Origin of the sequence: Pseudomonas sp. Pdm06 (assembly GCF_014851795.1) — a bacterium.
Classification (GTDB): Bacteria; Pseudomonadota; Gammaproteobacteria; order Pseudomonadales; family Pseudomonadaceae; genus Aquipseudomonas; species Aquipseudomonas fluorescens_AA.
Genome location: NZ_JACVAH010000006.1, coordinates 198,472 through 224,257, shown reverse-complemented (window position 1 = coordinate 224,257; position 25,786 = coordinate 198,472). Strand labels below are relative to the sequence as shown.

The window sequence follows — 25,786 nt, the reverse complement described above, 5'->3', positions numbered from 1 at the left end:
GCTTGGTCTTCATAGCGATAAATTCTAGTGCCGCACAATATCTACAAAGCGCTGTGCTCTGCCAAACCGCCTTCGCTGAGCCAGCTCTTGCGTGAGTCTGAGGCAGAGGGTTACTCTTGATCAAGAGCGATGGCAATATGACACGCCATATGGGCTGGTGGCAGAGGCAGGATGACATCGAAAACATACAGGACATGCTTACAAGTTCTTACTGTCTGTATTCCATCGCAGACGATGAGGCTAGGCGCTGACCAGTGCGCGCATAACGTAGTCAACAAGGAAGACAGAGTTTATGAGTGGGTTGAAATTACAAAAGGCTTTTCATAAGGAGTCACGAGGTAAGACCGGCGAAATTAAGCTATTTCGAGCATTCATTCGCGCCTTCAATTCGCTCGGCCCCGACGTGCTGGCGAAAGAGTACCACGGCAACCGGCACCAAGTTACATTTAATGAGTCTCGAGGCGCCGGCCGAGCTACCCCCCGCTGCGAGTTATGTGACGTGATGATTATTAATTATCCGGTTGGCAACCCTAGTGCTGCCCGAATAACATTTAATCAGGCAAAAGTCGCCGATAACACGCTAGGATGCACTCGAATAATTACAGCTGCTACTCCCTACAGCTTTCGTGCTAACTTGGAACAGTGGGATTTGCTTTCAAATCGCCCAGACATAAGCTCAGCGTCGAGAGCATTTCATCCACCATCAAATCTGCTATCCGGCGCGCTTCTTCCGTCTATCGGTACATTTGGTGTTTTTTACCCCGTAGGTACAAGCTTCGACTTCGCCTACTTGGTAGCCGATGGTCTCGCTCCGCTCAATAATAATCTCAGTCCTTCCGGAACCCTTTTATGGAGTACGCCACTAGGCATAGTTCGTGCAGTTAAAGGCCATGATGAAATTACAGGAACCTGCTGTCTTGAGCAGTTCGGAGATGCCTTAGGACTGAATCTAATTGGTACGCCTATCTCAACGCTCATGTATGGAGCCTCTGGAAACGTGGCAGCTCAAATGCGGATTTGGCTTACCGAAGTGTTGTTTATACTTCAGCGAGAACACCCTGAGTCATTACTACCTAAAGAATTGTTGGACGGGCTTGAGCTGAGGCGTGAGGCCGAAGAACAGCGCAACACTAAAAAACCAAAAAAAACCCCGGCGCTGCCCCGGGCAGTAATATTGATTAGGTCAAGTGAGCCCAATGACATGGCCTAAAAAGCCGGCCTATAGCTCCGATGAGGTTGGCTTATTTCTCTCGTAGTGCTCTCTCAACTCCTCATCTCCTGAGAGCACCATCATCATAATCTGCATCATGAGAATGGGGCCCGGCGTAATCTCATCAGGATTGACGTCTCGCCCATCATAATCGGGGTCAGTTTCGAGCTCGACGTTAACTATCCACCAAACCTCAACCTTGCGCATCAAGTTCATGACGTCTTGCATTTTCTCCGTAAGTGCAAGGTCTTTTCCATTCAAAACAATTTCAGGCATTTCATGCGCTAATGAGTTGCGTAGCTCTTTGAGCTGCTCCAAAACCTCATTGTCATCCTGATCAATAGCCCCTATATTCGTTAACCATATTAATGATGCATAAAGAGGGCTTCTCTTTTTATGAAGAGCAAGTACCTTGAGATCGTAATCTGGCGAGGTGGTTATACCATCGGCATCAAAACCGATGCAGTAGAAATCTTTTAAACGACCAATGATTGATTCTTTAAGCATTTCATAGGCCGTTATGTACAGCGATACAGCAATCATTCGCTCCTGCATCACTGCAGGCGTCAGAAGATTTCCCCACTGTTCCTCGACGCTCATATCGTTCCCCTTGAATGAGTTTTTTGCACGGTTCGGCAGGTTTGACGGTAGACGTATCGTAGCGGGGTGTCGATGATCTCTATTCGCGCAACCAGCGCGGCGCACTTATGGCGATGAACTGCCTGATCCCCAGCGAACCACGCTCATTGCGAGCTTTTGACCCAGGCTTTGTCAGCGCTGTAACCACCACATCGCGGCTGGCCTCGTACATAGCAAAAGCGTTGAAATCAGGATCCAGCAACACCAACAGCACTGAATCGAAGGGTTGGACCAAATCAATCGCGCCTAACCGACCGACCATTTTGCTCGGGTTCGGTACGCACCGGCCTTTAATCTGAATACGTACCGGGCACCCATTTCTAAATTCGGTGGCGTCAAAGCCAGCCTTTCTGGCGCAATGCAGATCCAAGCCAAGCTTTGTCGCCGCTTCGAATTCGGCCACCTCACCAGTGATGCCTAACAGCTTGCCCGTTAACCGGTAGTAACGCCGGGCAAGCACCTTTGCATCACGTAAGACTTCAAATATCTCAGCATTGATAGAATCGACACTGGTTTGGATATCAATCACATGTGGGAGCCTAGCCAAATCTGAGCCTCTTTGATGGTCAGCAGGGTGCCTCAGGGTTTGCGGTCGCGGGACAGCACATTAATAAGGGCGATCGCGTATGCAGTGCCAAGACGATACGTCAGATTGGCTACCACCTGATCTCACTCAGTCTCACCGTTGCCAAACGGCAATTCATTCATATCCTTCCATAGAGGCGAATATCCAGCCAGCCAATTAGCAGGGTCTTCCCCACTGAATAGCTTGCGCAACCAATCAGCCTGGCTAGCTAAGCGTAGGTAATACAGGGGATGATGGGCGCCTTGCTGCGTATTCATCTCGCTTTCTTCATAGTTATAGGCTCTCAGGACGCGGTTGCCACAGTTCGTTTTCAGGAAGCGAATAAAACTGTTGAGATTGCCGCTTCCCCCAGAGCCCATCCCTTCCTTAAGCATAAAGTGTTCGGAAATATAGCCACTGGAATAGGTTTGTCTTGCCCTGTCGTGCCGAATGCACAAAAGCATCCCATCAGAGCGACCTCCACAAACGCGTAGTAGGTAAAAGGTGACGTCTTTGCTGTGCCGGTCGTATAGGAAAAAATCTTGATATTTATTGCCGATGTTTTCGACAGGAAAGACCGTGCCCATGCCGCTCAGTAACCAACTATGGGACCCGCCGGACCAAGCAACGATACGATCCAACATGTCAAAGGTTGGCGAGCTAAGGCCGTCCAAGCAGTCCAGGAAATTCGCAGGCGATTCTTCGCCAATAGCCCGTGCTATGTCAGCGATGCTTTGAGGCTCCGTGATCGGAAAAACTTGATCTCTGCGCACGCAAGCTAACAGCTGATCCAGGCGAGACCCAAAGCCCTTCTGCCAAGCCTGACGGTAGGTTTCGGCTATCGCCGGTTTAGCTTCTAAGCTCGATACGTAGCTTTGCAGTATCGAACGGACTTCACCTTCAGTGGATCGATTGTTTTTGACGGCGGATTCACTAATCGCCTGGTGAATGTGATCTGGTAACTCGCGGATATTTATTCTCGCCATAACAGTCTCTCCTAGATGTTTGCGCCTCAATGACTTCATTTTGACTACAAAATGAAGTCATATTTTGCGAAAAAAAGCCCTCGTTTTGAGGGCGAATTGACACTATCCGACATTTTCTCCCAAAGGACAAGCTCTGAAGCGCTGAAATTCGGACGGATCGATCTTCAAGAATTCGGGGGGCTACATCTTTCAGCGCCATTCCCTACAACCACCACAGAATCCCCCGGCAGCGCATCCATAGCCCCAAAGGTATCGTATTCCCCGTCACCGCTCACGGTGACCGGGCGGAGCGGCCTGCAGTAGTACTTAAGGTGCCTCTGATGAAGAACAGGTCGCTCCGCCCGATGTTTGATGGCGCTGTACGCCAGGCCCCTAGGCTTTCTGGCGATGCCCAGTTCTCCGGTCTACTCCGGCGTGCAGTGGCCATCTTTTTAGCCAACCGGCTACTTATGGTGGCTGTGCGAGGGTTCAGCCGACTGCATCAAGGTCGGCCTCTTTGCTGGAGACCTCGTACAGCTGCCTCCCTCCGCCAAGCAGCCTTCAAAACCCATCAAGAGCGGTCGAGGGCCGAAGCCAGTCGCCCAAGACAACAATCTCCAACCTCAAACCCTCTGCCGAGAAAGCACGTCGTTGCTGCGGGCAAATGTAGGTAAATTCCTCAAAGCATCCGCCAGCGTATTATCTACAGCATGATCTCGTTTAATATCGATGAGGCCGGAGCGTCCCATAAGACGCTGTATTTGCAACAATACAATTTCAAGAGATAACGAAGAAAACTCGCCCCGTTTAATTGCTGTAAACATATCCAGCGCGACACGTTTAAATACATTCCATATGACGCCCAAAAGGCTACGAAACCTTGCGTCCTTACTTACGCATGCGTCAGAATCCACCGGCTTGTGCGCTTTGCCCCTGACCTCTATCGTTTACCTGCCACTGCCCATCAGTGGTCGGGTTTAGTCGCCCATCAGGTTTGGTAAGGTGCTTGAGCACCGTTCAGTCAGGTCATTATATTCCTGCACTAAATGGTGGTTGTGCGCAGGGCGTCCTAGGGCGCGCCGGGTTTTGCCAATTCCTACCGGTCGACTAACCTGCGTACAGCCGCCACCCTTCTTTTAGTCGAGAACGGTTGCAGCTCCAATGTAGGAATTGTCAATTATGTTCAAAGTAACTCCGAACCCCCCGGATATCGACTCGGTACTCTACGGCGACTCTCTCGACCCCGAAAAGTTGAAAGAGGCGGCAGACCGCGCGCTCAAGCACTACCTCAACCCCGGGGCAACGAAAACGCAGATACAGCCCCGCAAGCCCAGCACGATCTTCACCATCGACGCAGCGGTGGATGACGAAACGTTGCTCGTTGAGGCGTGCGAATCCTTGGCATCCGCCAGTGTGATGGTCAGCGACCTCACCGATTTGACGGACGGCCCACGACGCCAAACGATGCTGGTGCTGCAACGGGTCATCATGTTGGGTGAGTTAGCGGTCAATCGAGTACTGGATAACCACAAACTACCTGGGTAGTCGCCAGGTAATGTTGCGGGGGCGCCGCAAGCGCCCTCACAACAGAAGATCAGCAAGAACTACAGGGTCTCTTGCCTCTTCTGTTCAGCAACACGGCCAACGTAAGCACGCAGGTGAACCCTCGCGGCACTGACTGGGCTAAGCCCACGAAGCTCCGTGGAACGTTGGCTTCCGTCAGGCAGCGACACCGTTAAGGTGTCATTGAACACACTGTACAAAGCGGTGTGCTGCACGCCGTCAATTTCAATTGTGATTTCGTCTTCCATCCGGTCTCCGGTCGTAGCGAGGATAATCATTCCCGCAGCGACGGGAATGATCGTAGGTGATCAACGCGTGTTCAGACAGTCGGGTAGGCTATCGAACACCTCCAGACCGTGGCCGGTCACCACGTATTCCGAATTCCCTCGGATAAGCTCTTCATCTTTGAGCCACTTAATGCAGTCGTTCAGAAATGATTCCTCTAGTGACTGCTCGTAAAACATCGATTGAGCGTCCACATGACCTGATGGAAAGCCGAAATCCTCCGGACTCAAGCCAATAGGTGTAGGACAAGCATTGATCAGTTTGCTCATTATCTGAGTAATCAAATCATTAAATTTTTCTTTGTTCGACTCACTCATAATTCCATTTCTCCTTGTGTATCGGGTCTGGTTGCCGTCTTCCAAAGCAGCCTGAATCCTCTCTTTAAATCCGATTAAAAGCCAGTATCCAAGCGCACCGTCACCATCAGGGCTCAACGACGAGCAACCGATCCCACTGATCGACCTGGAGCATAACGATGGCCGACGCACTCAACTTCATCCTCAAATTCCCCTTCAACAGCGCCAGCGGCGAGCTGATCTCGACGCTGCCCATCAAACGCCTCAAACGCAAAGACATCACCGCGGCTCAAGCGGTGACCAAAGATGAAGGCGCCATGGAAGATCTGCTCGTCGCCAAGATGCTCAGCATCACGCTCGAAGACCTCGGCGAATTCGACATCGCCGACTCCCGGCTAGCCACCGAGGTGTTGCGGGAAATGGCAGCCGCACGTGACCTTGCTGCAGTCCTGGGACGAAGCCCTGTTGCTGGTGCTCAGGATGCAGCCGTCTGAGATCGCCCAGCTCGACATGCTGGAGTACTGGCGCTGGGTGGCGGTGTGTGAACGAGAGATCAATCGTCGGCTCGAACTGGCCGACAAAGCCAGTGGCTGATCAGCGTTACAACGCTCACCACCAAGCCGGCCAGTAACGCGCCGCCCGCAGCAAAAGGGGCAGCCATCAAAGCCAGCAACGGCAGCCCAAAACAGAACGCCAACACCGCCGCCCATAACGGCAAATGCACCAGACACAGCCAGGCAAGCCCAATCACACCGGCGCCGATGGTCAGTGCGTAAACAGTGTGGGCGGTGCGTAGCGCGGCTTTTTCAATCATGCCCAAAGCGTAGCAAGATCCATGGCGAATGAAGTCCTGTTGGGGTTAAAAATCGGTGGGGTTGTTTCAGGCAGTTTCAATGCAGCCTTCGGCTCAGCCAAATCTACCGTGCAGCAGCTCGGGCGGGCCACTGATGGTCTCACTGCCAAGCAGCAGACCATTGGCAACGCGCTGTCGGCGTCCCTGGCACGCGGCGGCACTGGCCTTGTCCAGCTGCGCCGCCAGTACCAGTCGGTGGGCAACGCCATCGACCAACTCAAAGCCAAGCAAGACAGCCTCACAGCCAGCATCGAGCGCGGTGCGGTGCTCAAGGGCAACCGCCGTGAGCTGCGCGGTCAGGCCATGGAGGTCATCGGTACCGGTGTAGCGTTGGGCGCGCCCGTGATGAAGTCGTTCAATACAGCGGTCGATTTCCAGGACCAGACCCGCGACATCGCCATCACCGGCGGCTTCAACCCAGCGCAAGAACAGCGCCTGAGCGCGGCCATGCGTGGTGCGGCGCTCAGGTGGAACCAGACCCAAACCGACATCGCCAACGGCACCGCCATCCTCATCGCCGGCGGCCTCGACAACCTGCAAGAGCTCACCGCATACGCCCCGGTCATGGCCAAAGCGGCCACCGCCACCCGCGCCAGCATGAAGGATCTGGGCTCGGTCGCCATCGCGCTCAACGACAACCTGGGCATCGGTGCCGCAGGCCTTGAGCGCGCCATGAACATGCTGGCGTTTGCCGGTAAAAGCGGTCAGTTCGAACTGGCCGACATGGCCAAATGGCTGCCGCAGCTCACGCCTCAGTTCGCTGCCTTGGGCATTACCGGCGAGCGCGCCGTGGCCGAGATCGGCGCCTCGCTGCAAATCGCACGGCGCGGGGCCGGTAGCAACGATGAGGCCGCCAATAACTACAAAAACTTCCTCTCAAAACTCACCGCGCCAGAGACGCTAAAAGCCTTTGAAAAGGCTGGCATCGATCTAAAGGGCAGTATGAAAAACCTGGTCAGCGAGGGTTTGTCGCCCGCGCAGGCCATGCTCAACATCCTCACCGCCCACCTGGGCAAAAAAGCCCCGGCCGCAGCCGCCGAGTACGGCAAAGCGCTGAACATCAAAGATGAACAAGAACGGCAGACGGCGCTGGCCCGGCTCGATGAAGCCTATAAGCTCGGCGCGTTATTCGCCGACCAGCAAGTCCTGTCCTTTATCCGGCCCGCCTTGGCGAATCAACAGAATCTGGCCAGTATCGAACAAGGCAGCAAAAGCGCCGCCGACCAAGGCCTGCTCGATCAGGACTGGGCCAAGCGCATGGGCAGTTCCAAAGAGCAATTGAAAGAGCTGCGCAACAACCTGACCGACATCGGCCTTTCAGTCGGCAGCGCGCTATTGCCCGCCATCGTCGACGTCAGCCGCGCCGTGGTGCCGCTCATGCGCTCGTTTTCGGCCTGGTCAGAACAGCACCCAGATCTTATTCGCGGCGTGGTCGGCTTGGTGGGGGGCCTGCTGCTCGGCAAACTGGCCTTCATCGGCGTGGCCTACGGCGCCCAACTGGTCATCGCACCGTTCGTGGCCATGACCACCACCATCACCGCACTGTCTGCCAAGTGGGCGTTGCTCCGTGGCCTGTGGCAGACGGGTAAATTCGCGCCGCTCATCACGCGGCTAAGCCGTATTGGCGGCGGGTTGCTCAAGGTCGCCCGCGGCGCGCTGTTCTTGGGCAAGATGCTCGGCGGTACGCTGTTGGTCGGGTTAAAGCTCGCCGGGCAAGCCGTCCTATGGCTTGGCCGAGCATTGATGCTCAATCCCATTGGGTTGTTGATCACCGGCATCGCGCTGGCGGCGTATTTGATTTACCGGCACTGGGCGCCGATCAAAGCGTTCTTCACCGGTCTGTGGGCCGAGGTCACCACTGGCTTTAGCGGCGGTCTGTCCGGCATCGTCGGCTTACTGGTCAATTTCTCTCCGGTCGGGTGGTTCTATCGCGCTTTTGCCAGTGTCATGACTTACTTGGGCATTGAGCTACCGGGCACGTTCACCGAGTTCGGCGGCCTGCTGGTCACGGGGTTGGTCAACGGCATCAGCAACATGGCCGGGGCCCTCAAAGACAGTGTCGTGGGCATTGGGTTATCCGTTAAGGGCTGGTTTACCGAAACCTTGGGCATCGAGTCCCCCAGCCGGGTTTTCATCGGTTACGGCGCTAACATCAGCGAAGGTGCAGCCCTCGGTATCCGCGCCCAGGCAGGCTTGGTTCGTCAGGCCGCGCTCGGCATGGCCGCACAAAGCGCGGTGGATATGGCGCCGCCCAATCCCGCGCAGGTGACCCAGGCCAGCATGATGGGCGGCACTGGCCGAAGGTCAGCCGTCGCGGGTTCTGAATTCGCGGGCCCAATGACCTTCCATTTCTCGCCTCAGATCAACCTGCCCAGCGGTGCCGGCATGGACCAGATCAACCAAGGCTTGCACGCCAGTTATGCCGAATGGGTGCGGTTGATGGAGCGCTACCTGCACGACAAACGCCGCCGCAGTTACGGCCCCGCCGATGAGGTCACCGCCTAATGTTTGCCATCTTGGGCGATATCGAATTCACCGTCGCAGGCGGTATCAGCGGCATGGAACACAACGCCTCAGCCGACTGGGCCGAGCATGCGCGCATCCAGGGCAAGCCGTTATTGGAGTGGATGGGCGATGGCCTGGATGAATGCAACCTGACCATCGAGTTACACCCGATGCTCGGCGACCCCGAAGAACGCCTACGGGCGTTACGCCAGGCCAAAAGCCAACATCAGCCGTTGGCGTTCGTCATGGGCAGTGGCGAGTACCTGGGGGCCTATGTCATCAGGCACATCAGCAACACCCTGCGGCGTGCCACCGCGACTGGGCAGACCAAAGCGGCCACTGTGCAACTCAATCTGGCGGAATACACCGGCACCTTTACGCGCAAAGTCGCGCACCCCGGCTTACTCGACGCCACCCTGAGCGGTACGTCAGCCGCCAATAGCGGTTCACCTGGCTGGATCACCCGCGTGACGCCATCACCCAGCACCACGCAAAAGGTGATCGCCCATGCGAAAACGGCAGCGAACATGCTCAAGGCGGGCCAAAGCCTTTATCACACGGTCAAGGACGGTAACGCCGCCATGATCCTGGGCCAAGTGCCGCAGCTACTCGGCATCACGGCGCGAGTCATCGAGCCGCTGCAAGGGTTAGCCACCGTCGCGGGGGTGCTCGACCACGGCTCAGATTTATCCCGCCTGGGCGAGCAAGTGCTGGGCAGCGTCATGGGCGCACGCGCCAGCCTGAACCCTGTTGACCTGGACAACATCCTCGATCGCTTTTCCGCGTCCCAAGAAGCGCTGGACCAGGCACTCAGCACCATGGATGCGGCCAACACCCGATTGGCGGGGCTGGCCGCGCAAGTCTTGACCCGGAGGGCCTGATGTTTATCGCGCATATCACCACCGAGGGCGAACGTTGGGACCAATTGGCCTGGCGGTATTACGGCGACGCCCACCGTTATTTGCCGATCGTCCAGGCCAACCCCCACGTGCCCATCAGCGCCATATTGCCCGCAGGGCTGACCCTCGCTATCCCTGTACTGCAACCGCTGCCCACCACAGAAGATCTGCCGCCATGGATGCGATGATTCCCCAGCAAGTGCCACAGGCGCGCTTTGTACTTATCTACCAGCAGCGCAACATCACCCGTAACGTCAGCCAGCACCTGCTGTCTTTGTCCTACACCGATTACCTCACCGGCCAGGCCGATAGCCTGGCGGTCGAGCTGGAAGACACACAAGGCCAGTGGCGTGACCAATGGTACCCAGGCCACGGCGACAGCCTGGAACTGTCCATCGGCTGGGAGGGTCAGCCCCTGCGCGCCCTCGGTCGTTTCGAAATCGACGAAATCGAACTCAACTGCCCACCCTCGACCATCACACTCCATGGCCTGGCCACCGGCATCAAAACGGCGTTGCGCACCACACAACACCACGCCTACGAAAACACCACACTGGCCGCTATCGCCCAGCAAATCGCCACCCGCCAAGGCCTGCAGCTGATTGGCAACATCCAACCGATCCCACTCGATCGACTGACCCAGCAAGACGCCGACTTGACCTTCCTGCGCAATCTGGCCGCCGAGTACGACTACGCCTTCAAAATCACCGGCCAACGCCTGGTCTTTCACGCCATTAGCCAGCTCGCCAACGCCGCGCCGGTAGCAACCCTGATACTCCAGGACCTAAGCCGCGTGAACCTGCGCGACCAAATAAAAAACGTCCCCCAGGCCATCGAGCTCAAACACAAAGACCCCGCCAGCAAACAACTGCTTACCTACAAAATCGAGAACGGCGAAACCGTCGCCGTGCCCAGCAGCATCAGCAAAACCACCACCAGCGGCGACACCCAAAAAAGTCGCAAACGCAGCGCCTCCACCGAAGAATCCAAAGCGAAAGCCAACGCAGAACAGGCCAAAGCCAACCGCGAACGCACCACCGGCAGTTGGGCGGCCATGGGCCGACCCAACCTAGTCAGCGGCAACGTCGTCACCCTGGCCGCGGCCGGCCAACTCGGCGGCCGCTACCTCATCACCTCATCCCACCACCGCATCACCCGTATTGGCGGCTACACCGTCGACAAACACGTTTGCCGCGTCCGCACAACCAATCAAGAGCAAACCCCATGAGCATCGATCTGGCCTACGGCGAAGTCAGCGCCATCGACTACCCAAGCTGCCGCATCCGCGTCCGCCTGGACGACCGCGATGGTCTTCAGACTTATTGGCTCAATATCCCTCAACGCAATACCCAGGGCACCAAACGCCGCCCACTCATGCCCGAACTGGGCGAACAGGTTGCGGTGTTGCTTGATGCGGATGGGGTGGATGGTGTTTACCTGGGCGGGATCTATTCAACCGCCGAACCGCCACCGGTTGGGGATGAGGACACGGATTATGTGCGGTTTAGTGATGGGACGGTTTCGACGTATGACCGGGAGGCCGGGGTGATGACGTTGGATTGCGTAGGGGCGTTGGTGCTGAAGTGTGGAAGGAACATCACGATTGAAGCAGGTGGTCCCGTAGTGGTGAAAGCACCTTCGGCGACGTTGGATATCGCGCAGGTCACGTTGAATGGTGACCTGCAGGTGAAGGGCGATCTCTATGCAACAGGAACTGTCCTGGATGCAGGAGGAAATTCGAATCACCATTCGCATTAAACTTTGGGAGTGGTACCACCTAAGGGTTTCTTTTTTTTGTACGTTTTTGTGAGAGCCAGTGAAAGCGGAGTACCGCTGCCGATACGTTTGAAATACTTAATGTCTTTCTCCATAGCCGCCTCCAGGTCTTTCCATTGACCGATAGGGCCAAGCGCGGAAAGGTCAAAATGTTGCTCTACGAGCGCCTGGAGCATTTCCGGGTAGCGTTTGTAATAGAAATCCCAAGCAGTTAAAAACTTCACTCGTACGAGCGGAGACTTATGAGAGCGCATTTGATGGTGGATATCCTTCAAAAAACGTACTTGCCAAGGTACGTTGGGTGCGTAGTCATCCCCGGGCAGTTTAGGGTCAAAAGGATAGGAGCCACGGGAAAAATTATTCAGGTCTTCCAGGCTTCGGTTGAGATAAACAAACTCAAAATTGTCACTGAACGAAGCAGTACGAAAAAACCTATTGTATTTAAGGCACTCTGTACTCATGAAAAGGCCTAGCGACGGGATCCCTTTCTCTGCGTTGTACGCGTCGATTAAGGCACCGCCGAAGAAGCACTCAACATTATCCAGTCTGTAATGAGTGAAATCTCCTTCGACCAAGACGGCCCGAAAATAGATGTCTTGCCCAGTCAGCCGGTGATGAAGGTCTTCAGCGAATTCGGTCAGCAACCACACACAATCCTCTCGCACAGGATCAGTGTCCGCATCTGCTGTGTTGTAGACCAAAATAGTGTCTGAAAAAACGATAGTGCTGAAGTTTGTTTGATGGTGAGCGTTGAGCGTATCAAGAATCGAGTAGACCCTTGCAACCTTCCGAGGCTCTGCCCGAGTCATTTCGGAAAACCCTAAGATATCTATATAGAGAAGAAATCGGCTCATTCCATGACCTTCTTGAGTACCAGGGAGGGACTTGGATATTGCCTCTCTTTAAATTCGATTAAAAGCCTGCGTCGTTCGCTTTCTGCACCATGGGCAGCATGACCAAGCCCATCTCGTACACCCACATCACCGCAGCCAACTGGCAGCCCACCATCGGTACTTCCGGCGAGGTCGTCGAGGGCCTGCGCGACATCGACCAATCCATCCGCATCATCCTCTGCACGCCCAAGGGTAGCGATCCCCATCGCCCAGAGTTTGGCAGCAACCTGCACCTGTACCTCGACTGGCCCACTAACCGCGTCACACCGCACTTGGTCCGCGAAGCCGTCGACGCGATTCGCCAATGGGAACCCCGCGTCTCGGTAGTGCAAGTGCAAATCCAGATTCACGCGGCGCAGATCACCGTGCGGGTGAAATGGCGCGTAGCCGGGGAGGTTCCCCAGTTGACCGAGGTGCCTTATGCGCGAACTACCTAAACCCGAATTCCTCAAAATAGACCCCGCCGCGCTAGAAGCCCAGCTCATCGCCCGCTATGAGCAGAAGTCCGGCAAAACCCTGTACCCAGCCCAGATCGAACGGTTGTACATCGACCAGATTGCCTACGCGGTATCCCGGTTACAGATGAGCATCCAACATGCCGGCGAGCAACTGCTGGTGCGGTTCGCCCGCGGCCCGATCCTCGATTACCTCGGCGAACTGGTCGCTACACCCAGACTGCTGGCCCAAGCCGCCCGTTGCACCATCCGCTTCACCATGCCCGCAGCCGTGACGCAGCCATTGCTGATCCCAACCGGTACTCGGGTCAGTGCCCAAGATGCCAAGCTCACCTTCATCACCGATCGAGACGTGGTGTTGGCGGTCGGTCAAACCCACATAACCGTTACCGCGACCTGCCTGACGACTGGCGAGCAAGGCAACGGCTGGACCGCCGGGCAGATCAGCTTACTCGGCAACGCGCCAGCGCCGGGTCTGACCGCAAGCAACACGACTGTCACCGCTCACGGTGCCCAAGATGAAGACGATGACCGCTACCGCGAGCGCATCATCCTGGCCCCCGAAGCCTTCAGCAACGCGGGAAGCCGGGCAGCCTATCGCTACCACACCCTGGCCGTTCACCAATCTATCGTCGACGTCGCCGTGCAGGGCCCAGATGAAGGCCAGCCCGATGGCCACGTCGCGCTGTTCCCGCTGACCACCTCTGGCTTGCCAACAGACGATCTACTCCGACGCATCGAGAACCAAATCAGTGGTGAAAAACTCCGCCCTCTGTGCGACACGGTCAACGCGCGGTCACCCACAGAGATCGCCTATCAAATCAAGGCAAACATTACTTTCTATGCCCACTCGGACCGAAGTGTCGCCATGGCCACCGCGCAGGCCGCCGCACGAGCTTATGCCGACGAATGCCGTGCCAGTCTTGGTCGCGACCTGGTGCCAGAACAACTCACCGCTTTGCTTCAGGTCACCGGCGTATACCGTGCCCATCTATTGCTTCCCGCAGCTCCACGGGAGTTGCAGGGCAACGACTGGGCAAACTGTTCAGAGATACAACTGATCGACGCCGGAGTGGCCCATGACTGAACAACCGCTGCCGCCGCCATTGGCCGGCGATGAACGTTTCGCGCTGCTGTGTGCACTGCTTAACCAAGCCTTGGATGACCTCGATCTCAACGTGATGTTGGTCTACCTGATCGATCTAGTGAAACCCTCACTACTTCCAATCCTGGCCGACCAGTTCTCACTCTTGGACGAAGCCGCCTGGCAGTTGGCCGAGTCCGAAGAAGCCAAACGCAAGTTGATCAAAGGCGCCGGCGAACTGCATCGCTTCAAAGGCACACCGTGGGCAATCCGAGAAGTCATCCGCCTGCTGGGCTTCGGCGAGGTCACCCTCTTGGAAGGGATACAAGCGCAGCCAAGCACCGAGCCCTCCATCTGGTCGCTATACCGGGTCGTTTTAAAGCGCGTCATCACCAACGACCAGGCGATGCTCCTGCGCCGCCTACTTCTTTCCGTCGCCCCGGCGCGCTGTCGCCTGGTGTCGCTCGACTATCAATCCGTCGCCATCCGCTACAACGCAGTCGCGTGCTACGACGGCCAATACAACCATGGGAGCAGCTAATGGCCGATTTACCCGAGTCTCAAGATTGGGCACCCGGTGTGTACCAGCTCGAAACCTCCGATCCCGTACTAGGCGGGCCGGAGGGCATATCGAATCAACAAGCCAAGCAATTGGCGAACCGAACGTCCTGGTTAAAGAAAAAAATAGAGTCTTTCCTCGACGGCTCAGGCATTAACTTTGCCAGCCAGCAGGAAGCAGAAAAAGGGGTTGAGACCAACAAACCCATGAACGCTCTCAGAGTGTTCCAAGCGATCGGCGCCAAAGTCGTTCAGGCGACCACAAGCACCTCAGGCATCGCGCGGATCGCAACTTCCACCATGGTCAGAGCCGGCACCGACAACCGCGCAATCGTGACGCCTAAGATGCTCGCGGCGATGTTCCCGTTCCGGGGGCGGCAGGTCTATAAAGTGCCGGGGGTCTACACCTGGGAAGTGCCCTCTGGAGTAACCAAAGTCTGGGTAGAGGTCATCGGCGCAGGTGGCGGTGGCGCGCGACTTACAACGCTCCCAGGTCCCTCCGGTGGTTCTGGTGGCGGGATAGCTCGAAGATTTTACGATGTCAGTGACAAAGCGTCGGTGATAGTCACAGTGGGCGCAGGCGGTATCGGCGCTTTAGTTGACGGGGGAACAGGCACCGGCGGTGGCACCTCGTCATTCGGTACGACCATAGCGGCCACGGGGGGCGGTGGTGGCTTAATCAACGGAAAAGGACCATACGGGGGAAGGGGTCATGGTGGCGACGAGAACCATAGTATTGGGATGGCCGGCCACGCGATTGGTGGCTCCGCCAGTACCACTTTCCTCGGTGGCGCTGGCGGTGGCGGATCGTCGGGGCCTTCGTGGACAGACGATGTAAAGCCTCTGACTCCTGGACATGGGGGCGGAGGACGAGGCGGCGGCGCCGCCCCTGATGGCGCAGATGGACAGGTGACCATTCAATGGTAACCAGCACCTGGGCACGAATAGAAAACGCAACAGTCGCCGAAGTGACGAACATAGACCCGCAAGACAGATTCCCGCCATCCCTTGTATGGATAACCTGTCCTGACGACACACGGCCAGGCATGCAGTATGTGGATGGAATATTCACGGCTAAACGTGAAACGCCCATTGACCATGCCGCACACATCGCCCGCGTGCGCTACCAGCACGAAACAGCAGGCATCACCGTCAACGGCGTGAATATCGATACCCACCGCGACAGCCAAGCCTTAATCACAGCCGCGGCGCTATCGGCCGTCATCGACCCAACCTACGTGTGTGTTTGGAAAGCCCTAAGCGGCCCGGTCACGCTAACGGCCACCCAACTGATCGACATCGCCACCGCGGTACGCACGCATGTTCAAGCCAGTTTCGACCGCGAGTGCCAGTTGCTGACAGCACTGGCAGAAGGCACCTACGAGGTCGACATGCTCGACCACGGATGGCCCGCGGCGCAGGGGACATAACCATGCAGGAAATACGCTGTGGCGAGTGCCACCGCAAACTCGCCACCGTTCGCAGTTTCACCGAACTACAAATCAAGTGCCCGCGCTGCCGGACACTCAATCACCTGAAGGCCCCGAGCCTCCTATCCGAATGCCCTGAGCATCTGCCCACAAAAGAGCAGACATGCCCCAGCCCACCATTGGAAGCCTGTTCGCAGGCATAGGAGGTTTTGATGTCGGATTCGAAAACGCAGGCTACCGAACCGCCTGGCAAGTGGAACTCAACCCCACCAACCGGGCTGTCCTTGCCGACCGATTTCCACATGCCACCCAGTTCGAAGACGTCCGCCGCTGCGGCGCCCACAATCTCAGCCCCGTCGATGTCCTCACCGCCGGATTCCCCTGCCAGGACATCAGCATTGCCGGCTCAAGACCCAACAACAAAGACACCCGAGGCCTGCGCGGCCAAAGAAGCGGTCTGTTCTGGGAAGTCATACGAATCCTCAAAGAGACACAACCTCGCTGGGTGGTGCTTGAGAATGTCGTTAACCTGCTCGCTATCAACGATAGCCAAGACTTTGAAACAGTCATCGGGGCCCTTGCGCAATGCGGGTATGTGGGATGCTGGCGAGTGCTTAATGCTCAATATTTCGGAGTCCCCCAGCAACGTCGCCGCATATTCCTGGTCGCAGGTCATCGACGAATGCCCCCCATCGAGCTGCTGGCTGACGCTGCGCCAGTGGAAGCAATACCTCCAGCGTCTAGCAAGATCCAATGGCCACGGCCAGCGGATGCATGGGCTGCCAATACTCTATTGGCAAACAAAGCAGGCTCACAAATCGCTATGGGCTGTACAACTTTCATCGCTCACCCGAACGGATGGCATCAGATGGCTGAGCGGCAGCGAACGTCTGAAAATGATGGGCTTTGCCTCGGACTGGATGCGGCCAACCTTGCAGAGGCTTTCGCTGCCGGAAACGCCGTCGTTACGCAAATCGCGCAATGGATTGCCGAAAAACTAATCACAGCAGGCTAACAACAAGGCAGCGAGGACATCATCTCGCTGCCTACCCACCTCAGTTCTGAAATTCCCTTGCACCAGCCGCAAAAAACCTAAACCCTATTTACCTCGCGCCAGAGTCCGAGTTTTTCGCGCTCGGCATCAATTTCGGTTGCCGTGGTGCCTTTGTGTGGGAGCCTGACAGACGGCCTGTCTCGCTGGTTGTACTCCGATCCAATATCCAAGGGTGGGGGCAAGCTTGCTCGCGATAGAGGTGGATCCGCTTGCATCGATGTGAACAGACCGGCGCCATCGCGAGCAAGCTCGCTCCCACAGGGGATGCAGGGAAATACAGGGACAATCCACTGCGGCGATCTGATCCGCATAACCGCTCCTCAGCTAAGTCTTTGCTTCTGCTCGTGAATCCCGGACAATCGCGCCCCTGTTTCGGCCAGGGCGCTGCCTGTCGGGGTTTTCCGACTCGTCCCGGCCGGGTGCATGTGACCGGAAAGCGGAGATCCGACCGGATGAATGATCAGGCCAATAGCGTCGAAGAGCGCTTTGAAACGACAGCCCCAGCCACCCTCAGCCAATGGAGTCGCCAGGACACCACCTGGATGCTGGGTCTGTTTGGCACCGCCATCGGTGCCGGCACTCTGTTCTTACCCATCAATGCGGGCCTGGGTGGCTTTTGGCCGCTGCTGATCCTGGCGTTGCTGGCGTTCCCCATGACGTTCTATGCCCATCGGGGCCTGACCCGTTTCGTGTTGTCCGGTCGCGACGGCGCGGACATCACCGAGGTGGTGGAAGAGCATTTCGGCCTCAAGGCCGGTGCGCTGATCACGCTTTTGTACTTCTTTGCCATTTTCCCGATCCTGCTGATCTACAGCGTGGCGCTGACCAACACGGTGGGCAGCTTCTTGGAACATCAGTTGCACATCCAGCCGCCCCCTCGGGCCGTGCTGTCCCTGGTGCTGATCCTCGGCCTGCTGGCGGTGGTCCGTTGCGGCGAGCAGGCGATCGTCAAGGCCATGAGCCTGATGGTCTACCCGTTCATCGTGGCGCTGCTGTTTCTGGCGGTGTTCCTGATTCCCCACTGGAGCGGCGGTATCCTGAGCACGGCGTCGACGCCGCCGGAACCTTCGGCGTTGTTGCATACCTTGTGGCTGGCGATTCCGGTGATGGTGTTCTCGTTCAACCACTCGCCGATCATCTCGGCGTTTGCGGTGGACCAGAAGCGTCGCTACGGCGGCAACGCCGAGGAGCGCAGTTCGCAGATCCTGTCGCGCGCCCATGTGCTGATGGTGGTGATGGTGCTGTTCTTCGTGTTCAGTTGCGTGCTGACCCTGACCCCGGCGCAATTGGCCGAGGCCAAGGCGCAGAACCTGTCGATCCTGTCGTACCTGGCTAACCATTTCAGCAACCCGACCATCGCCTTTGCCGCGCCGTTGATTGCGTTTGTCGCCATTTCCAAGTCGTTCCTGGGGCACTACATCGGCGCCAGCGAAGGCCTCAAGGGCCTGATCGTCAAGAGCGGCCGCCGTCCGGCACCCAAGACCCTGGACCGCCTCACCGCAGCGTTCATGCTGGTGGTGTGCTGGATCGTAGCCACCCTCAACCCGAGCATCCTGGGCATGATCGAAACCCTGGGCGGCCCGGTCATCGCAGCCATCCTGTTCCTGATGCCGATGTACGCCATCCGCAAAGTCCCGGCCATGGCCCGCTATCGCGGCCAGGCCTCCAACGTCTTCGTTGTGTTGGTGGGTTTGGTGGCGATTACGGCGTTGGTCTACTCCCTGATGGCCTGACCATCCCCTTGTGGGAGCGGGCTTGCTCGCGAAACCGGTGGTTCAACTGGCAGGGATGTTGGATGTGCCGCCGTCTTCGCGGGCAAGCCCGCTCCCACACTGGTTTTGGGATGTTCATGGAAATTGCAATCACCCCAAATCCCCTGTGGGAGCGAGCTTGCTCGCGATAGCGGTGGTTCGGCTGGCATCGAAATGACAGGCATAAAAAAAACGCCGCCCCTCGCAAGAAGGGCGGCGTTTTCAGTCGGGCGTTTTAAGCTTTACGCTTGAACGACCGGGATGTTGGCGTTTGCAGCCGCTTCACGGAACTCGGCGATCTGGTCGAAGCTCAGGTAGCGGTACACGTCCGCTGCCATGCTGTCGATCTTGCCGGCGTATTCCATGTACTCCTCGACGGTCGGCAGGCGACCCAGGATCGAAGCCACGGACGCCAGTTCGGCCGAAGCCAGGTAGACGTTCGCGCCGTCACCCAGACGGTTCGGGAAGTTACGGGTCGAGGTCGACACCACGGTGGAGTTCGGCTCGACGCGCGCCTGGTTACCCATGCACAGCGAGCAGCCTGGCATTTCCATCCGTGCACCGGCCTTGCCGTAGATGCCGTAGTAGCCTTCTTCGGTGAGCTGGTGAGCGTCCATCTTGGTCGGCGGCGACAGCCACAGACGGGTTGGCAGCTGACCCTTGACCTGCTCCAGCAGTTTACCGGCGGCGCGGAAGTGACCGATGTTGGTCATGCACGAACCGATGAACACTTCGTCGATCTTCTCGCCAGCAACACTGGACAGCAGACGGGCATCGTCCGGATCGTTTGGCGCGCAGAGCACAGGCTCGTTGATGTCGGCCAGATCGATTTCGATGACTTCGGCGTATTCGGCGTCGGCATCGGCTTCCATCAGTTGCGGGTTGGCGACCCAGGCTTCCATCGCTTGGGCGCGACGTTCCAGGGTACGTGCATCACCGTAGCCTTCGCCGATCATCCAGCGCAGCAGGGTGATGTTCGATTGCAGGTACTCGGTGATCGACTCTTTCGACAGCTTGATGGTGCAACCGGCAGCCGAACGTTCGGCCGAGGCGTCGGACAATTCGAAAGCCTGTTCCAGGGTCAAGCCTTCCAGGCCTTCGATTTCCAGGATGCGGCCGGAGAAAGCGTTTTTCTTGCCTTTCTTCTCGACAGTCAGCAGACCGTTCTGGATGGCGAAGTACGGAATGGCATGAACCAGGTCACGCAGGGTGATGCCAGGTTTCATTTTGCCTTTGAAGCGCACCAGGATCGATTCCGGCATGTCCAGCGGCATGACGCCGGTGGCAGCGGCGAACGCGACCAGGCCGGAACCGGCCGGGAACGAGATGCCCATCGGGAAACGGGTGTGCGAGTCACCACCGGTACCCACGGTGTCTGGCAGCAGCATGCGGTTCAGCCACGAGTGGATGATGCCGTCGCCCGGACGCAGGGAAACGCCGCCGCGGGTCATGATGAAGTCAGGCAGGGTGTGGTGGGTAGTCACGTCGATCGGCTTCGGATAGGCCGCGGTGTGGCAGAAGGACTGCATTACCAGGTCAGCCGAGAAGCCCAGGCACGCCAGGTCTTTCAGTTCGTCACGGGTCATCGGACCGGTGGTGTCCTGGGAACCCACGGTGGTCATCTTCGGTTCGCAGTAGGTACCCGGGCGCACGCCTTGGCCTTCCGCCAGACCGCAAGCCTTGCCGACCATCTTCTGCGCCAGGGTGAAACCCTTGGTGCTTTCAGCGGGGGCTTCCGGCTTCTTGAACAGGTCGAACGCTGGCAGACCCAGTTCGGCGCGTGCCTTCTCGGTCAGGCCGCGGCCGATGATCAGCGGGATACGACCGCCGGCACGGACTTCGTCCAACAGGACCGGGGTCTTCATTTCGAAGGTGGTCAGGACTTCATCGGTACCGTGCTTGCAGACTTTGCCAGCATGCGGGTACAGGTCGATCACGTCGCCCATGTGCATGTTGGACACATCGAATTCGATCGGCAGGGCGCCGGCGTCTTCCATGGTGTTGTAGAAAATCGGTGCGATCTTGCTGCCGAAGCAGAAACCGCCGGCGCGCTTGTTCGGAACGAAAGGAACGTCGTCGCCGAAGAACCACAGTACCGAGTTGGTCGCCGATTTGCGCGACGAACCGGTACCGACCACGTCACCGACGTAGGCGATCGGGAAGCCTTGGCCACGCATCTCTTCGATCTGCTTCATCGGGCCGGTCTTGCCTTGTTCATCAGGCACGATGCCGTCACGGGCCATTTTCAGCATGGCCAGGGCGTGCAGCGGGATGTCCGGGCGGGACCAGGCGTCAGGGGCAGGGGACAGGTCGTCGGTGTTGGTTTCGCCGGTGACCTTGAACACCCGCAGGCTGATCTTGTCGGCCAGCACAGGGCGGTTCTTGAACCACTCGCCGTCGGCCCAGGATTGCAGCACGGCCTTGGCGTGAACGTTACCGTTCTTGGCTTTTTCAGCCACGTCGTGGAAGGCATCGAACATCAGCAGGGTGTGCTTGAGTTCCTTGGCGGCTACCGGCGCCAGTTCGGCGTCGTCCAGCAGTTCCACCAAGGTCACGATGTTATAGCCGCCCTGCATGGTGCCGAGCAGTTCAACGGCACGCTTCTTGTCCAGCAGGGGGGATTGGGCCTCGCCCTTGGCCAGGGCGGAGAGGAAACCGGCCTTGACGTAGGCGGCTTCGTCGACTCCAGGCGGAACGCGGTTGGTGATCAGGTCAACGAGAAAGGTTTCTTCGCCAGCCGGAGGATTTTTCAGCAGCTCGATCAGGCCTGCGGTTTGTTCGGCGTTAAGCGGCTGGGGAACGATACCCAGGGCTGCGCGCTCTTCGATATGTTTGCGGTAGGCTTCAAGCACAGTTATTACCCTCATCAGTGGTCCCAAATGGGTGTCCGGGACGCTCATCCAGAAACCCACAGTACTCATGCGCGTCGGCGGCTTTTTGAGCCACCACGCCAGAGTTTCCGGAGTTCCTCACAGAAGCTGCTTTCAAAGTTTTACGCCTGCAGAACGGGAGCTGATGAGGGTTGGCGTTGGGCTTTCCCCGCTGGAAAGACCCTTCGCCAACACCGCTCTGAAGGAACGACTGTGCTCGTGACGCTTTGAAAACAGCTTCTAACGGACATTGGCGCCTTAAAAGGCTGGCTGATTCTACGGGAAAAAAAAATTAAAGGTAAGTTGGGCGCTCAAGTTTGAGGGGTGATCAATCTTAGACAAAGGGCTAACATGCCAGCCTGTCCTGCTTTTGCGTGTGCTTTTCCTTATGCCCAACCAGCTCATCAAGACCCCCTGCGTCGGCCTCTGCTCCACTGTCTACGGTGACCTGGTGTGCCGTGGCTGCAAGCGGTTCCACCATGAAGTGATTCACTGGAACGGCTACAACGAGGACGAAAAACGCGCGGTGTGGATGCGGCTCGAACAACTGTTGGTGCAGGTGATGGTGGCCAAGTTGGAGGTTTTCGACCCCGGGTTGCTGCGCCAGCAACTGGAATCGCGCAAGATCCGTTTTGTGCCGCACCAGTCGGAATATTGCTGGGCCTACCAGTTGATCGCCCGGGGCGCGCGGGTGATCAACAACCTGGAGGCCTATGGCATGGTGCTGATGCCGGAGTTTCGCGATTGGGACCTGCCGGACCTGCGCGATGCCATTGATCGGGAGTTTTTCCTTCTGTCCGAAGCCCATTACCAGCGGTACATCGCGCCGGGGTTCCTGAAGGATGCGATCGGCGGCTGACCCCTGGCCATTTGTGCAAAGGCGCTTTTGTGCCCGGGAGCTTTTGTGGCGAGGGAGCTTGCTCCCGCTCGGCTGCGCAGCAGACGCCTGGATTTTTCAGGGCCAGAAACTTTTTAGATCAAGAGCGAGGGTCGCTTCGCAACCCAGCGGGAGCAAGCTCCCTCGCCACAAAAAAGCCCATTCGCTTTATTCCTTGGCCGCCAGCTCCACCAGATGGTCCTCGACCTCCTGCGGCTTGAGCACCAGTATGTCGCTTTCCAGCGTATCGAGCACCGCCTCGGCGGTGTTGCCGATCAACACCCCGGACAACCCTGAACGGGCCACGGTGCCGATCACCGTCACCGCCGCCTGCAGCTTGCGCGCCATGAACGGGATCAGTACGTCCGCCGGGCCTTCTTCGATGTGCAGATGCTGGTCGTCGATGTCGAACTCGGCCTGGAACGCCCGGCATTGTTCGCGATACCGGGCTTCGATGGTTTCCTTGAGCTGGAAGGTCGGGTCGGCGGACGAAAGCATTGGCGTGGGATGGGCGCTGATTACATGCAGGTGCGCCTTGGCGAGGAGGGCGATGTCGTAGCCATGGTCGATGATGGTGGAGTGCAGGTGGCGGTGTTCGCCGTCGGCATTGCCAACGTCGACGGCGGCCAGGATCACCTTGTCTTTCCAGGAACCGGCGGTTTTCACCAGCAGCACCGGGGTGGGGCAATGGCGTAGCAGTTTCCAGTCCGCCGGGGTCAGCAGGGCCTTTTTCAGCGGACTGTCGGGAAAGTGCTGTTTGATCACCAGCCCGCAACCTTCAGCCTGCTGCACGTCGATGATGGTTTCGTAGAGGCTTTCGTTCCAGGCCTGTTCGGTGGTCACGCTGTAGCCATCCGCCAGCAGCGCAGCCTTCAGCACGCCGAGCATGCCGGCGTGATCGTGCTTTTTGTCGCACACCAACAGGTGCAGGTGTGCCTGGGTCACACCAGCGATCAGTTTGGCGCGCTTGAGCGCCAGGCTTTCCGAATGTTCGGGCTCAATGACCACCAGGATGCTGCGAATGGCTTGCATGATCGGCGTTCTCCTGCAATGAAAAGGCTGGCATTGCTCAACTATAGTTGTTGTGGGGCAGTCTAGTTGCTATGGGTGAGTCGTCGACTTGATGCATATCAATGGCGGTGGCTGGTGGTCTGGAGGCAGGCCGGTATAATCGGCGCCCTTCGCTCGACTACCTTTGCCCGTGAGCCCCATGAATCTTCCCGAAATCCACGAATTCCTTGGTTGCCGCACCCCCGATGCCTGGGTCCAGGCCGCGCTGGCCGACCAGGAAACGTTGCTGATCGACCACAAGAACTGCGAATTCAAGGCGGCCAGCACCGCCCTGAGCCTGATCGCCAAATACCATTCCCACGTCGACCTGATCAACCTGATGTCGCGCCTGGCCCGGGAAGAGCTGGTGCATCACGAGCAGGTCATGCGCCTGATGAAAAAACGCAAGATCGGCTTGCGCCAGCTCTCTGCCGGGCGTTATGCCTCGGGGCTGCGCAAGGTGGTACGCAGCCACGAACCGGTCAAACTGGTGGACACCCTGGTGGTCGGTGCCTTCATCGAAGCCCGCAGCTGCGAGCGCTTCGAAGCTTTGGTGCCGCACTTGGACGAGGAGCTGGGCAAGTTCTATTTCGGCTTGCTGAAAAGCGAAGCCCGGCATTTCCAGGGTTACCTGAAACTGGCCTACCAGTACGGCGACGCCAAGGACATTGCCCAGGTGATCGACAAGGTCCGTGAGGCCGAGCGCGAGTTGATCGAATCGCCGGATGTGGAGTTTCGGTTCCACAGTGGTGTACCGGCTCGATAGTGCAGAGGTGCCGGTACTGACGCCATCGCGAGCAAGCTCGCTCCCACAGGGGATTGGTGAACTTTCCAAGTCCAATGTGGGAGCGAGCTTGCTCGCGATGGGGCCTTATGCAGCACTGCATCTCTAAGTGACCAGCCCCAGGCGTTCATGCCACTGGGCAATGGATTCCTCGGGGTAGACATCGAACCGCTGATCGCCCTTATGCGCCTCGATCTCCACCCACGGTGCCTTGGAACCAAGCATCAAGTGGGTGTGTTCCGGCGGGGCCGGCAGCGGTGTGTCGATGGCTGAGGCAAACGGGTGCACCAGTTCCGGCCATTCGGGGCTGAACAACCACAACCCCGAACCGCACAGGGAGCAGAAATGCCGTTCGGCACTGCTGCGGTGGGCGCGTTTATCGCCTTCGTCCTTGAGCCGTGCATGGTAGATCGAGATGTGCTTGCGACCGTGCACCTTCAGGCTTCGGGCATCGCCCCCCAGGTTGATCGCATAACCGCCGCCGCCCTGGGTCTTGCGACAGATCGAGCAGTAGCAGCGCTGGTAAGGGTAGGGATGGGCACAGGCCAGGCTGAACGATACGGCGCCGCAGTGGCAGGATCCTTCGAGCTGCATGGGAACCTCCAGTGGGATTGGAAATGACTCAGTACAGCCTAGACAATCTGTGTCTTGACAGTCGAATTGAGGGTGGCCATGCGACCGCCTTCGCGAGCAAGCCCGCTCCCACAGGGGATCTGTGTCGGTCATAGAGCTTCTGCCCGTTCTCGGTCAGTGTGGGAGCGGGCTTGCTCGCGAAGGCGTCGGTACAGCCAATATCACTTCGGCACCCGCCACAAATACCACGCCGCCACCGTCCGATAAGGGCTCCAGGCCAGGCCGATCTCGACCATCTGCTTGCGGCTGGGTTGGTGCTCCAGCCCCTTCATCCGTCGATAACCTTCCCGCACCCCAAAGTCATCGGCCGGCAGGATGTCGGGCCGCTCCAGGCTGTAGATCAGCAGCATTTCCACCGTCCAGCGCCCGACGCCACGCAGGCTGATCAGGCGCTCGATCAACGCTTCGTCCTCCATTGCCCGCGCCGTGGCGTAATCCGGCACCACCCCGTCCAGGGCCGCTTGGGCGATGCCCTGGATGGTCGCGATCTTGCTGGCGGAAAATCCACAACCGCGCAATTGAGCAACGTCGGTCGCCAGGATTTGTACGGGTGTGGGGAATGTCTGCGCCGGGAACAACGCCAGCAACCGGCCCAGAATCGCATCGCCGGCCTTGGCGTGCAGTTGCTGATAGGCAATCGCCCGGACCAGGGCTTCATAGGGATCGCGGGCCGGCTTGGGTTGCAGCAGGCAAGGGCCGATCGTCGCGATATGCCGTCGCCAGTCTTCGTCGAGGTTGGCCAGGAAGGCACTGGCATCGTGGTAGGGCACAGGCATCAGGTGTTCGTTCTC

Annotated in this window: 29 protein-coding genes; 18 read left to right on the top strand and 11 right to left on the bottom strand. The window is 57.9% G+C overall.

The window, feature by feature from the left end:
* The first annotated feature begins 292 nt into the window (after window positions 1–292).
* A complete protein-coding gene (locus IB266_RS12700) occupies window positions 293–1,210 on the top strand; it encodes a hypothetical protein (RefSeq protein ID WP_192261391.1) in 918 nt (305 codons plus the stop codon).
* 9 nt (window positions 1,211–1,219) lie between these two features.
* Here the strand turns inward: IB266_RS12700 and IB266_RS12695 are convergent, their stop codons facing one another.
* From IB266_RS12695 to IB266_RS12680, 4 genes are all read right to left on the bottom strand, one after another.
* Window positions 1,220–1,810 carry a hypothetical protein gene (locus tag IB266_RS12695; protein ID WP_192261390.1) on the bottom strand — a complete coding sequence of 197 codons (591 nt, stop codon included), beginning with the start codon at window positions 1,808–1,810 and terminating at the stop codon, window positions 1,220–1,222.
* A gap of 79 nt (window positions 1,811–1,889) precedes the next feature.
* On the bottom strand, window positions 1,890–2,378 hold the full coding sequence (locus tag IB266_RS12690) for a hypothetical protein (RefSeq protein ID WP_318646593.1): 489 nt from the start codon (window positions 2,376–2,378) through the stop codon (window positions 1,890–1,892).
* Between the two features lie 140 nt (window positions 2,379–2,518).
* Entirely contained in the window at window positions 2,519–3,400 is an 882-nt protein-coding gene (locus IB266_RS12685; protein WP_192261389.1) for a FitA-like ribbon-helix-helix domain-containing protein, read from the bottom strand.
* Between the two features lie 602 nt (window positions 3,401–4,002).
* Window positions 4,003–4,293 carry a hypothetical protein gene (locus IB266_RS12680; RefSeq protein ID WP_192261388.1) on the bottom strand — a complete coding sequence of 97 codons (291 nt, stop codon included), beginning with the start codon at window positions 4,291–4,293 and terminating at the stop codon, window positions 4,003–4,005.
* A gap of 265 nt (window positions 4,294–4,558) precedes the next feature.
* Here IB266_RS12680 and IB266_RS12675 point away from each other — a divergent pair, with 265 nt between their 5' ends.
* On the top strand, window positions 4,559–4,924 hold the full coding sequence (locus tag IB266_RS12675) for a DUF6124 family protein (RefSeq protein ID WP_192261387.1): 366 nt from the start codon (window positions 4,559–4,561) through the stop codon (window positions 4,922–4,924).
* A gap of 326 nt (window positions 4,925–5,250) precedes the next feature.
* Here IB266_RS12675 and IB266_RS12670 read toward each other — a convergent pair whose 3' ends face one another.
* Window positions 5,251–5,544, bottom strand: coding sequence for a hypothetical protein (locus IB266_RS12670; protein WP_192261386.1), 294 nt, complete (start codon window positions 5,542–5,544; stop codon window positions 5,251–5,253).
* A 158-nt stretch (window positions 5,545–5,702) separates the two neighbouring features.
* On the opposite strand from IB266_RS12670, the gene IB266_RS12665 reads away from it, so the two are divergent.
* Complete coding sequence (locus IB266_RS12665; RefSeq protein WP_192261385.1) at window positions 5,703–6,017, top strand: phage tail assembly protein; 315 nt, start codon at window positions 5,703–5,705, stop codon at window positions 6,015–6,017.
* 59 nt (window positions 6,018–6,076) lie between these two features.
* Here the strand turns inward: IB266_RS12665 and IB266_RS12660 are convergent, their stop codons facing one another.
* Window positions 6,077–6,337 (bottom strand): hypothetical protein, encoded by a 261-nt coding sequence (locus tag IB266_RS12660; protein WP_092349438.1) that lies wholly within the window; start codon window positions 6,335–6,337, stop codon window positions 6,077–6,079.
* 21 nt (window positions 6,338–6,358) lie between these two features.
* Between IB266_RS12660 and IB266_RS12655 the strand changes: the two genes are divergently transcribed.
* Genes IB266_RS12655 through IB266_RS12635 form a run of 5 tightly spaced genes read left to right on the top strand, consistent with a single transcriptional unit; the run spans window position 6,359 to window position 11,538 of the window.
* Entirely contained in the window at window positions 6,359–8,881 is a 2,523-nt protein-coding gene (locus IB266_RS12655) for a phage tail tape measure protein (protein WP_192261384.1), read from the top strand.
* On the top strand, window positions 8,881–9,762 hold the full coding sequence (locus IB266_RS12650; RefSeq protein WP_192261383.1) for a phage tail protein: 882 nt from the start codon (window positions 8,881–8,883) through the stop codon (window positions 9,760–9,762). The genes IB266_RS12655 and IB266_RS12650 overlap by 1 nt, the downstream gene beginning before the upstream one ends.
* On the top strand, window positions 9,762–9,968 hold the full coding sequence (locus IB266_RS12645; protein ID WP_025214311.1) for a tail protein X: 207 nt from the start codon (window positions 9,762–9,764) through the stop codon (window positions 9,966–9,968). Before IB266_RS12650 ends, IB266_RS12645 begins: the two co-directional genes overlap by 1 nt.
* Window positions 9,956–11,008 (top strand): phage late control D family protein, encoded by a 1,053-nt coding sequence (locus IB266_RS12640; protein ID WP_192261382.1) that lies wholly within the window; start codon window positions 9,956–9,958, stop codon window positions 11,006–11,008. The genes IB266_RS12645 and IB266_RS12640 overlap by 13 nt, the downstream gene beginning before the upstream one ends.
* Entirely contained in the window at window positions 11,005–11,538 is a 534-nt protein-coding gene (locus tag IB266_RS12635) for a phage baseplate assembly protein V (protein ID WP_192261381.1), read from the top strand. Before IB266_RS12640 ends, IB266_RS12635 begins: the two co-directional genes overlap by 4 nt.
* Here the strand turns inward: IB266_RS12635 and IB266_RS12630 are convergent.
* A complete protein-coding gene (locus tag IB266_RS12630; RefSeq protein WP_192261380.1) occupies window positions 11,535–12,410 on the bottom strand; it encodes a hypothetical protein in 876 nt (291 codons plus the stop codon). The genes IB266_RS12635 and IB266_RS12630 overlap by 4 nt on opposite strands.
* A 98-nt stretch (window positions 12,411–12,508) precedes the next feature.
* Between IB266_RS12630 and IB266_RS12625 the strand changes: the two genes are divergently transcribed.
* From IB266_RS12625 to IB266_RS12590, 8 genes are all read left to right on the top strand, one after another.
* Entirely contained in the window at window positions 12,509–12,886 is a 378-nt protein-coding gene (locus tag IB266_RS12625; RefSeq protein ID WP_192261379.1) for a GPW/gp25 family protein, read from the top strand.
* On the top strand, window positions 12,870–13,991 hold the full coding sequence (locus IB266_RS12620) for a baseplate J/gp47 family protein (RefSeq protein WP_192261378.1): 1,122 nt from the start codon (window positions 12,870–12,872) through the stop codon (window positions 13,989–13,991). The genes IB266_RS12625 and IB266_RS12620 overlap by 17 nt, the downstream gene beginning before the upstream one ends.
* Window positions 13,984–14,529, top strand: a complete 546-nt coding sequence (locus IB266_RS12615; RefSeq protein ID WP_192261377.1) for a phage tail protein I — start codon at window positions 13,984–13,986, stop codon at window positions 14,527–14,529. The genes IB266_RS12620 and IB266_RS12615 overlap by 8 nt, the downstream gene beginning before the upstream one ends.
* The gene (locus IB266_RS30710) at window positions 14,529–15,473 is read left to right on the top strand and encodes a glycine-rich domain-containing protein (protein WP_225613509.1); all 945 of its coding nucleotides are present in this window, start codon (window positions 14,529–14,531) and stop codon (window positions 15,471–15,473) included. Before IB266_RS12615 ends, IB266_RS30710 begins: the two co-directional genes overlap by 1 nt.
* Window positions 15,467–15,976, top strand: a complete 510-nt coding sequence (locus tag IB266_RS12605; RefSeq protein ID WP_225613508.1) for a DUF4376 domain-containing protein — start codon at window positions 15,467–15,469, stop codon at window positions 15,974–15,976. Before IB266_RS30710 ends, IB266_RS12605 begins: the two co-directional genes overlap by 7 nt.
* Complete coding sequence (locus IB266_RS12600; protein WP_318646592.1) at window positions 15,952–16,179, top strand: Com family DNA-binding transcriptional regulator; 228 nt, start codon at window positions 15,952–15,954, stop codon at window positions 16,177–16,179. Before IB266_RS12605 ends, IB266_RS12600 begins: the two co-directional genes overlap by 25 nt.
* Window positions 16,140–16,991, top strand: coding sequence for a DNA cytosine methyltransferase (locus IB266_RS12595; protein ID WP_192261376.1), 852 nt, complete (start codon window positions 16,140–16,142; stop codon window positions 16,989–16,991). The genes IB266_RS12600 and IB266_RS12595 overlap by 40 nt, the downstream gene beginning before the upstream one ends.
* Window positions 16,992–17,482: 491 nt before the next feature.
* The gene (locus IB266_RS12590; protein WP_192261375.1) at window positions 17,483–18,763 is read left to right on the top strand and encodes a serine/threonine transporter; all 1,281 of its coding nucleotides are present in this window, start codon (window positions 17,483–17,485) and stop codon (window positions 18,761–18,763) included.
* 260 nt (window positions 18,764–19,023) lie between these two features.
* On the opposite strand, the gene acnB is transcribed toward IB266_RS12590, so the two are convergent.
* On the bottom strand, window positions 19,024–21,633 hold the full coding sequence (gene acnB / locus IB266_RS12585; protein ID WP_192261451.1) for a bifunctional aconitate hydratase 2/2-methylisocitrate dehydratase: 2,610 nt from the start codon (window positions 21,631–21,633) through the stop codon (window positions 19,024–19,026).
* Window positions 21,634–22,039: 406 nt separating this feature from the next.
* On the opposite strand from acnB, the gene IB266_RS12580 reads away from it, so the two are divergent.
* A complete protein-coding gene (locus tag IB266_RS12580; protein ID WP_060741956.1) occupies window positions 22,040–22,510 on the top strand; it encodes a DUF1289 domain-containing protein in 471 nt (156 codons plus the stop codon).
* A gap of 186 nt (window positions 22,511–22,696) precedes the next feature.
* Here IB266_RS12580 and IB266_RS12575 read toward each other — a convergent pair whose 3' ends face one another.
* A complete protein-coding gene (locus IB266_RS12575) occupies window positions 22,697–23,560 on the bottom strand; it encodes a universal stress protein (protein ID WP_192261374.1) in 864 nt (287 codons plus the stop codon).
* 178 nt (window positions 23,561–23,738) lie between these two features.
* Between IB266_RS12575 and IB266_RS12570 the strand changes: the two genes are divergently transcribed.
* Window positions 23,739–24,344: a tRNA-(ms[2]io[6]A)-hydroxylase gene (locus IB266_RS12570; RefSeq protein ID WP_060741958.1), complete on the top strand. Its 606-nt coding sequence runs from the start codon at window positions 23,739–23,741 to the stop codon at window positions 24,342–24,344.
* A 123-nt stretch (window positions 24,345–24,467) separates the two neighbouring features.
* On the opposite strand, the gene IB266_RS12565 is transcribed toward IB266_RS12570, so the two are convergent.
* Window positions 24,468–24,956 carry a GFA family protein gene (locus IB266_RS12565; protein WP_192261373.1) on the bottom strand — a complete coding sequence of 163 codons (489 nt, stop codon included), beginning with the start codon at window positions 24,954–24,956 and terminating at the stop codon, window positions 24,468–24,470.
* Window positions 24,957–25,156: 200 nt separating this feature from the next.
* The gene (locus IB266_RS12560) at window positions 25,157–25,771 is read right to left on the bottom strand and encodes a DNA-3-methyladenine glycosylase family protein (protein ID WP_192261372.1); all 615 of its coding nucleotides are present in this window, start codon (window positions 25,769–25,771) and stop codon (window positions 25,157–25,159) included.
* Between the last annotated feature and the right edge of the window lie 15 nt (window positions 25,772–25,786).